The sequence below is a fragment of the Halorubrum sp. SD683 genome (genome assembly GCF_002135045.1).
Classification (GTDB): Archaea; Halobacteriota; Halobacteria; order Halobacteriales; family Haloferacaceae; genus Halorubrum; species Halorubrum ezzemoulense.
This window is the reverse complement of the sequence record NZ_NEWJ01000101.1, coordinates 1-8483: the sequence shown is the minus strand read 5'-3', so window position 1 is coordinate 8483 and position 8483 is coordinate 1. Positions and strand designations below refer to the sequence as shown.

6 protein-coding genes and 2 pseudogenes are annotated in these 8483 nt (G+C 62.8%); 3 read left to right on the top strand and 5 right to left on the bottom strand.

The window, feature by feature from the left end:
* Together B9G49_RS16385 and B9G49_RS16380 are read left to right on the top strand one after the other, a co-directional pair.
* Nucleotides 1–104: pseudogene (locus B9G49_RS16385) on the top strand (IS1595 family transposase); the annotation flags it as partial.
* A gap of 250 nt (nucleotides 105–354) precedes the next feature.
* Nucleotides 355–498, top strand: a pseudogene (locus B9G49_RS16380) (ISH3 family transposase); the annotation flags it as partial.
* Between the two features lie 167 nt (nucleotides 499–665).
* On the opposite strand, the gene B9G49_RS15130 reads toward B9G49_RS16380, so the two are convergent.
* The 5 genes from B9G49_RS15130 to B9G49_RS15110 all read right to left on the bottom strand — a co-directional run bounded on the left by B9G49_RS15130 (nucleotide 666) and on the right by B9G49_RS15110 (nucleotide 7507).
* Nucleotides 666–1013, bottom strand: a complete 348-nt coding sequence (locus tag B9G49_RS15130) for a hypothetical protein (protein WP_086216928.1) — start codon at nucleotides 1011–1013, stop codon at nucleotides 666–668.
* The gene (locus B9G49_RS15125) at nucleotides 1006–1923 is read right to left on the bottom strand and encodes an ABC transporter permease (protein ID WP_086216927.1); all 918 of its coding nucleotides are present in this window, start codon (nucleotides 1921–1923) and stop codon (nucleotides 1006–1008) included. Before B9G49_RS15125 ends, B9G49_RS15130 begins: the two co-directional genes overlap by 8 nt.
* Entirely contained in the window at nucleotides 1920–2933 is a 1014-nt protein-coding gene (locus tag B9G49_RS15120) for an ABC transporter permease (RefSeq protein ID WP_086216926.1), read from the bottom strand. The genes B9G49_RS15125 and B9G49_RS15120 overlap by 4 nt, the downstream gene beginning before the upstream one ends.
* Nucleotides 2934–2983: 50 nt before the next feature.
* The gene (locus B9G49_RS15115) at nucleotides 2984–4684 is read right to left on the bottom strand and encodes an ABC transporter substrate-binding protein (protein WP_086216925.1); all 1701 of its coding nucleotides are present in this window, start codon (nucleotides 4682–4684) and stop codon (nucleotides 2984–2986) included.
* A gap of 102 nt (nucleotides 4685–4786) precedes the next feature.
* The gene (locus B9G49_RS15110) at nucleotides 4787–7507 is read right to left on the bottom strand and encodes a dipeptide ABC transporter ATP-binding protein (protein ID WP_086216924.1); all 2721 of its coding nucleotides are present in this window, start codon (nucleotides 7505–7507) and stop codon (nucleotides 4787–4789) included.
* 80 nt (nucleotides 7508–7587) lie between these two features.
* On the opposite strand from B9G49_RS15110, the gene B9G49_RS15105 reads away from it, so the two are divergent.
* Nucleotides 7588–8073, top strand: a complete 486-nt coding sequence (locus B9G49_RS15105; RefSeq protein WP_086216923.1) for a hypothetical protein — start codon at nucleotides 7588–7590, stop codon at nucleotides 8071–8073.
* The last annotated feature ends 410 nt before the right edge of the window (nucleotides 8074–8483 follow it).

The window sequence follows — 8483 nt, the reverse complement described above, 5'->3', positions numbered from 1 at the left end:
TGGAGCAGGCCGCTCGGACCTACGGCTTCCTCCGGTCACTGAACCTTACTGGGGCACCGATCCACAGTCTCGTGGACTGTATCGCTGTCAATGTATTCCGCTAGTTCCGCCAGTCTACCGAAGAGCGGGCTCGATAGAGCAGTAACCGGCCGTGATAAGCGGTGTATCCGCCGTTTAATTTGATGGTATCGGACTCAGTTTGTCGTGAGATAGGGAACCGAGCAAACTCTAGAGGACTTTGTGACACGACCGAAGTGTTTCGCAAACCGGGTGAGGAAGCGCTCAAAACCATCCTCGAAACTGTGCTGTGACTCACCAACAATCTACGCTACAAGAGCGATGTTACGACACGCTCACCGATTAGCTAAGCAAAGCCTCGCATTCACCAATTCTCAGGACGCTGGGCTACGGCTGGTAATGTTTGTGGTGAGCCTGCTGCTCCAGAATAGCTGGCGGTATCTTCACTGGAGGCACGTGGCGCCGCCCCCCCACGACGGGGCGCCGCCAGCTTCCACACCTTTCCCAAGCAGACTCAAATCCGGTGTGATCGACTGGTTTCACGATTTAATAGAGTAACAGCGTTTCTATCGAGTCAACACAGCACTCATGGCCGCCCCCAAGGGTGGACCATCCTGTCGGGACGGGGTTATCGGAGTGGGTCTCGTTTACACGCCGACAAGCAGTATCGACGCCGCGACCGCAGTCCCCACCCAGCCCGCGCCGACCCAAGTCAACACGGCGAACGCCTGTCGCGCGCCCTCGCGGCTCCACGCAGACTCGCCTCCGAGATGGCTTTGAACCGCCGACATCGAGTCGCCGAACCCGACCGCGCCGCCCCACGTCGCGACGCCGAAGCCGAACAGCAACACGCCGAGTGCGAACGAGGTGTCGGTCGCTCGCCGCGCCCCGGCGAATGGGAAGAGCGCGCTCGCGACGACGAGCCCGAGGAGGCTGCCGATGCAGACCCACCGCGCGACCGTCCGTCCGGACGGCCGTCCGTCGCGGTCAGTCAACGGTCTCTCGCATCCGGGGGTCGAGCGCGTCGCGCATCCCGTCACCGAGGAGGTTGAATCCGAGCACCGTCAGCGCGAGCAGCAGGCCGGGGAAGAAGGACCACCACCACGCCCCGGAGAACAGCCCGAACTCGACACCGTTCGAAAGCATCATGCCCCACGTTGGTTCCCCTGGACTGGCACCGAAGCCAAGGAACGACAGCGCGGCGATGTCGATGATCGCGAGCCCGTAATTGAGTGTCGACTGGACCGTTATCGGCGCGAGGCAGTTCGGGAGGACGTGACGAACGAGCAGCCGCGGGTCCGTCGCGCCCAGCGCCCGCGTGGCGTCGGTGTACTCGTCTTCGAGCACCTTCAGCGCGGCCCCGCGGACGACGCGGGCGAACCGGGGCGTGTAGACGAGCGTTAGCGCCCCGACGGCCCGCCACAGGCCCAGCTCTTCCGGGAAGATGGTGACGAGCGCGAGCGCTAAGAGCAGCGACGGGAACGACAGCAGGACGTCCATCGTCCGCATGATGACGTTGTCGGTCAGGTCACCGTAGTACGCGGCGACGATCCCCAGACTCACCCCGAGGAACGTCGACGCGACGACGGTGACCGTTCCGTAGAGGACCGCGTACCAGGCCCCGTACATCACGCGCGGGAAGATGTCGCGGGCCTGCCCGTCCGTGCCGAAGAGGTACTCCGAGCTGGGCGGGGATTCAGCGGGATTCGTCCCGAACTGGGTCGCCGTGAGCTCGCTGAGGTCGTAGGTGATCCGCGCGTAGACCGCGATCAGGACGACGCTCACGATGATGATGATCCCGGTGATCGCGAGTCGGTTCGAGGAGAGCTGCGAGAGGAACGGGCTCGCGCGCAGCCGCTCAACAATGCTTCGGTCGACGGCGCCGGTCTGTGTCTCTGTGCTCATTGTTCGATACGTGGATCGAGAACCGAGTAGGTGAGGTCAACGCCCAGGTTAACGAGCGTGTACAATACGGCGAAGACGAGGACGGTACCCTGGACGACAGGGTAGTCGCTACGGTTGATCGCGTCGACGAGCAGCGTGCCGATGCCGTTGATCTCGAAGACAGTCTCCGTGAGCACCGCGCCGCCGAGCAGCGATCCGAACTGGATGCCGACCACAGTGATGACGGGGATGAAGGCGTTGCGGAGGCCGTGTTTCATGACGGTGATCTTCGAGCCCTGTCCCTTCGCGCGCGCGGTTCGCATGTAATCTTGGCGGATCACCTCGACCATCGACGAGCGCATCATCCGCGAGAGCAGCGCCATCTGATAGATCCCGAGCACCACCACCGGCAAGAGGAGGTGAACGACCGCGGACTGGAACGCTGCGACGTTCCCCGCCAATAGCGTGTCGACGAGAATAAGCCCCGTGACCGGTTCAACGAAGTACTCGGAGCCGATTCGACCGCTGGTCGGGAGAAGCCCGAGGAACTGCGCGAAGAGCAGGATGAGCAGCGGACCGCTCCAGTAGATCGGGACGCTGATCCCGCTCAGCGCGCCAATGCGTGTGAGATGATCAGTCCACGTGTCCTGTTTGACCGCGCTGAGAATACCCAGCGGGAGCCCGAACAGGAGGCCAGCGAACTGTCCGAGCAACGCGAGTTCGATCGTGATCGGGAGGCGATCCGCGAGGATCTGGCTCACCGCCGCGCCCCGGTTCACCTGATAAGACTGGCCGAAGTCGAACGTCGCCACCTCGCCGAGGAAGCGAACGTACTGCTGCCAGAGCGGATCGTCGAGCCCCAAGTCCGAGCGGACCTGATTGACGAACTCCTGGCTCGCTCGGTCGCCGGCGATGACCACGGCGGGATCGCCCGGCGAGAGGTGGAGAATAGCGAAGACCACCGTCGCGACCCCGAACAGCACGGGGAACAGCATGAGCAGCCGTTTGAGGACGAAGCGTTTGGAGACCATTCAGAGAAATGGGCGCGTGGGACGGTCAAAAAGTCTGCGTTCGGCGCTAGTTACTCGAGCTCGACCTGTTCGAGGAACGGCCCGCCGATCGCGGCGACGCTGTAGTTGTTCACGCGGTTGGAGACGCCGCGAACCTCGTCGGCGTAGTCGAGGAACACCCACGGCGCCTCGTCGTGCGCAATCTGGGCGGCCTCTTGGTACAGCTCGGCGCGGTCCTCTTGATTCGTGGTCCGCTGGGCTTCCTCAACGACGCTCATGTACTCGCTGTTAGCCCACGCGGCGTTGTTCGAGGTGTTGAACCCCTCGGTGTCCCAGGAGACCCAGTCCTGCCCCTCCGGCACGTCGGTCTGCGGGTGGAGGAGGACGTAACAAAAGTTGTCGGGGTCTGCGTTGTCGGTGTACCAACCGGCGAGCGTCGCGTCGTGGCTCCCCTGGCTGGTGTACGTGAGGTAGTCGGAGAACTGCCGGTCGTCGATCGACACCTCGATGCCGACCTCGGCGAGGTTCGAACGGATCGTTTGCGCGGTCGGCAGCGGCGCCGGGTTGTACCCGCGGGGGTTCTGGAAAGTCGTCAGCGAGAACGAGAACCCGTCGCTGTAGCCGGCCTCATCGAGGAGGCTCTGCGCCTGTTCGGGATCGTACTCGTAGGGGCTGATGTCGTCGTTGTGCCCGAACAGCGCGGGCGGGATCGGCTGCTCGGCCTGCGTGGCGATCCCGGAGTAGATGTTCTCGACGATCGCCTGAGTGTCGATGGCGTAGCTGATCGCGCGGCGGACCCGGCGGTCGCGGAACGCCTCAACCCGCGAGAGGTTGAACGCCATGTAACCGATGTTGATCCCCGTCGCCGTTCGGCTCTCCGCGGTGTCGGACCCGTCGACGATCTGCATGCTGTCAGGGTCGAGCCCGTCGATGATGTCGAGTTCTTCCTCAACGAGCGCCTGCGCACGCGTGGAGTTCTGCCCGCGGGTGAGGAACAGCACCCGGTCGACGTTCGGGGCCTCGCCCCAGTAGTCGTCGAAGGTGGTGAGCCGGATGCGGTTGTTGGCGTCGTCGAGGGTCTCGAGCTGGAACGGGCCGGTCCCGACCATCTCCTCTCCGAGGTTCGTGTCGCCCTCGATCGCGTCCTGCGAGATGACGACGGCCGCGAACATCGCGAGGTTGCGGAGGAACGGTGCGTACGTCTGGGTCAGCGTGATCGAGAGTTCGTAGTCGCCCGGGGCCTCGATGCTGTCGATCCAGTTGCCGAGGGTGAACGGCCCGTAGACGGAGGAGTCCGCGAAGTGGTACTCGTAGTCGTCGTCGACGAACCGTCGGTACGTGGCGATGAAGTCGTCGGCGGTGAACTCCGACCCGTCGTGGAAGCTCACCCCCTCTCGTAGCGTGAGCGTCACCGAGTCGCCGTCAAGCGACCAGTCAGTGGCGAGCGACTCGACGAGCGACGCTTCGCCCGGTTGGAAGGCGATCAGCCCCTCGTACGCCTGATTGGTGACCTTCGCGACCTCACCGCTGGTCGTGTTCTGCGGGTCGAGGGTACTGGAGTGAGCACCGCGGCCGTAGCGGAGCGAGGTCGTGTCGTCGCCGCCGTTGTCGTCGCCGCCGTCGCTACCGTCGCCGCCGTCGCTACCGTCGCCGCCGTCGCCACCGTCGCCGCCACACCCGGCAAGAGAGGCGACCGATGCCGTCGCTACCGTCGCGCCGCCCGCTCGTTGTAAGAAGCTGCGTCGTGACGTACCTGTGGTATCAGGACACATACATCGGCATATATGAGCTAGGTAAATAATTCTGGTGGAGCGACAGGACAAAATCGCGTCATAAGCTCCGGCTGAGTGGTCCTGTAGTCACTTGTCAACAGGTCACTCATCGTATAGATGGCACGCAGCGGGATGACCGCTCTCACCGAGTTCGGGGTTGTCTCGTTCACAGACGCTCTCGAACGTCTCGCAGAGTGTGGCCTCTGCCTGGTCCCACCGGTCGTGTTTGATCTGTTCGAAGGACTCGGCCACGACCGCTCGCGCCTCCCCCGAGAGCGGACCGTCGAAGAAGTACTCGAAGAGCGTCGGATGTTCGCCGCCGTCGGCGACGGCGGTCCGCGCCGACTCGTCTTCGATTCGGACCTCCGACTCGATGGCGTCGAGGTCGATGTCTCTCGCTTCTAACCGCTGTCGGTAGAACATTACCTCGCGATAGCGCTCCTGGTTGATGTCTAGGTTTTCCGGCGGGATGACCGATGGACAGCGGGTGCGGAACCGACAGCCGGAGGGTGGGTTGATCGGTGACGGGACATCCCCTTTAAGAATCGTTCGATCGTCTGTGTCGGCGAGGGGGTCGGGCTCCGGGATCGCGGACAGGAGCGCTCTAGTGTATGGGTGTTTCGGCGTCTCGAACAGTTCGTCCGTCTCGGCGACCTCAACTATCTCGCCAAGGTACATCACCGCCACCCGGTCGGAGATGTGGCGGACAACGCTCAGGTCGTGGGCGATGAACAGGAAGGTGAGCCCGAACTCCTCTTGGAGGTCCTCCAGCAGGTTAATGATCTGCGCCTGAACGGACACATCAAGCGCCGACACCGGCTCGTCGGCGACGATGAAGTCGGGATCCACCGCTAGGGATCGCGCGATGCCGACCCGCTGACGCTGACCGCCGGAAAGCTCGTGTGGGTATCGGCCGAATTGGCCGCGCTCTAACCCGACCGCGTCCATCAGCTCGAAGACGCGCTCGCGGTGGCGTCCCTCGGCGAGGCCGTGAATCTTCAGCGGTTCCATGATCGTCTGGCCGGCTGTCATCCGCGGGTCGAGGCTCGACATCGGATCTTGGAACACCATCTGCATGTCTTTCCGGCGCTTACGCAGATCCGATTTCGAGAGCGATCCGAGGTCCTCACCAGCGAACACGACCCTCCCGTCGGTCGGCGGGTCCAGGTGGAGGATCGCTTGTCCCGCTGTGGACTTCCCGCAACCGGACTCGCCGACGAGTCCCAGCGTCTCCCGCTCGTGGACATCGAGATCGATCCCGTCGACGGCCCTGACGCTCGAGTCACCGCCGCCGAACATCCGGTCGAGCGCGCCATCCTCCTGTTGGTAGTACTTCCGCATCTCGCGGATCTTGACAAGCGGGTCGCCGATGGCAGATCTGGAACCAGCGGCGGGTTCGTCGGTCCCGTACATATCCTTATCAAACTCGTCGTGGACGCATTTCGACCGGTGGTCGACATCGTTCGGGCCGTGCTGGAGATATGGAATCTCCCCCTCGCGGCACTGGGGTTCGGCCCAGGGACAGCGCGGCGCGAAATGGCACCCGTCGGGCATGCCGATCAGGTCAGGAACGTTCCCCTCAATCGGTGTCAGTCGCTCTTTTTCTTCGGTGGGGATCGATTCGAGCAGCGTGTAGGTGTAGGGATGGCTGGGATTGGAGAAGATCTCTTCTACGGGGCCTTCCTCGACAATCTCGCCGGCGTACATTACGGCCACGCGGTCACAGGTTTCGGCCACGACGCCGAGGTCGTGGGTGATCATCAAGACTGACATCCCGAACTCTTCTTGGAGGTCGTCGATCAGATCGAGGATCTGCGCCTGAATCGTCACGTCGAGTGCGGTCGTCGGTTCGTCGGCGATGAGGAGGTTCGGCCGGCAGGCTAAGGCGATAGCGACGAGCACGCGCTGGCGCATCCCTCCGGAGAACTCGTGTGGATAGTCTTCCAAGCGCTGTTTCGCTTCCGGAATGCCGACCGCCTGAAGCATCCTGACAACTTCGTCCATCACCTCTTCTTCACCGTCTCGACCTCCGAATTTCGGAAGGATCTCGCGGACCCCATTGAGCCACGAGTCGTGTTTTTGACCGCCGTACCGGTGGAGCCGCAGTGACTCGGCGATCTGCTCGCCGACGGTGACCGCCGGGTTGAGAGAGGTCATCGGGTCTTGGAAGATCATCCCCATCTCGCCGCCGCGGATCCGGCGGACGGCCGCCTCGGGGGCTGCCGTCACGTCGATTATTCCCTCGTCGATATCAACATCGCTCGGCTTCGCGCCGGCGCGGATCCGCTCTCGGGCGTCGGCATCGAGGAACACGAAGCCGTCGACGGCGTCGGCGAGTGCGGCCTCAAGATCGTCACCGACGGTCTTCGGGTCGGCGTCGGTTTTGAGACGCTCTGCGGCAGTTCTGAGGTGGCTCGCAAGGTCGTCTGGGTCCGCTTCGGCGGCGATGTCATCGACCATTCCGCGAAGCTCAGCAGGGGTGTCGGGAACGCGCCGTCCGGCGCGAAGCCCGCTGCTCACAGCCGCGATCGCATCGATCAGCCCGGACGGGTACGGAACGTACGCATCGTCGAACTCGTTGAGGAGGGAGGTTGCGAGCCCCGGATCCGCGAGGGTGATCCGGCCACCGACGATGTCGCCGGGGTCGTCGACGAGGTCCATCGCAGAGAGGGCGGTGACGCTCTTTCCGGAACCCGACTCACCCACGAGGCCGACGGTCTCTCCGTGCTCAATCGAGAGGTCAATACCGTCGACGGCCTTGACCGCGCCCCGTTCGGTTCTGAACTGAGTTTGGAGCGCGGAAAGCGAGAGCAGATCGGTCACTATCGGCGGTAGCGAGCCTCACGGAGATATATCTTGGGGACAGTGAAATCATTTATACGGCTACCCCAGCGTCTGCTGGTATGAACGAACCCGCAGGCGGCGACGTGCCCACGAACGTACAGGCGGGAGATGGATGGTCCGCCGTCATCGAGGACATGGAAGCGACCGCGACGAAGTACCGAGAGCGCGGGTGGACGACGCTCGAACTCCATCCCGGCGATTCAGTCTTGGTCGACTCGGACCGTCGGACCGGCCTTGACGTCGTCCTCCCCGGCTCGGAGTTCGAGGAGCTAGAGTCGCTCGTCGACGACCAACAGTTTCGAGACGTCGAGGTGTTCCGGGCGGAGGGAAACGAACTGGTCTACGTGCTGGTCGTCGAAATTGCGCCCGAGAGCGAAACGGCTGTCTTCGTCCCCGCGTACTACGATCCGAGCCAGGCAGCGGAGAAACTCGAATCGATCAGAGAGGCGGGGGCCGTGCGCCTCTTCTGCCGTCGATTGAACGACGACACAGTCCGGTTCGTCCATGACGATCCGACGCCGTTCCTCCCGGAGCCTGTCGAGTGAGCGGCCTCCCGTAACCTCAACGGGGCCCGAGAGCGGTGCGTGCTCGAACGTCGGGCGAACAACAGATTCGACGACAGTAGTCTTGTGGTATTCAAACAATTGGTCGTGTCGCAAAGTCCTCTAGAGTTTGCTCGGTTCCCTATCTCACGACAAACTGAGTCCGATTCCATCAAATTAAACGGAGGATACACCGCTTATCACGGCCGATTACTGCTTTATCGAGCCACAGAAGATATTACAGTAAATATTACCGTAACGAGATTAAACGGCTTTGCGACGCGATCAAATAATCAGTGACTCCTGCAGAGGTTGCGTCACTGGCGACGGTTTCACTCCCTTTGCCAGTAAACAGAATAAACGGTAGATCAGGCCACTCCTCACGAACAGCTCGGAGGAACTCAACGCCGTTC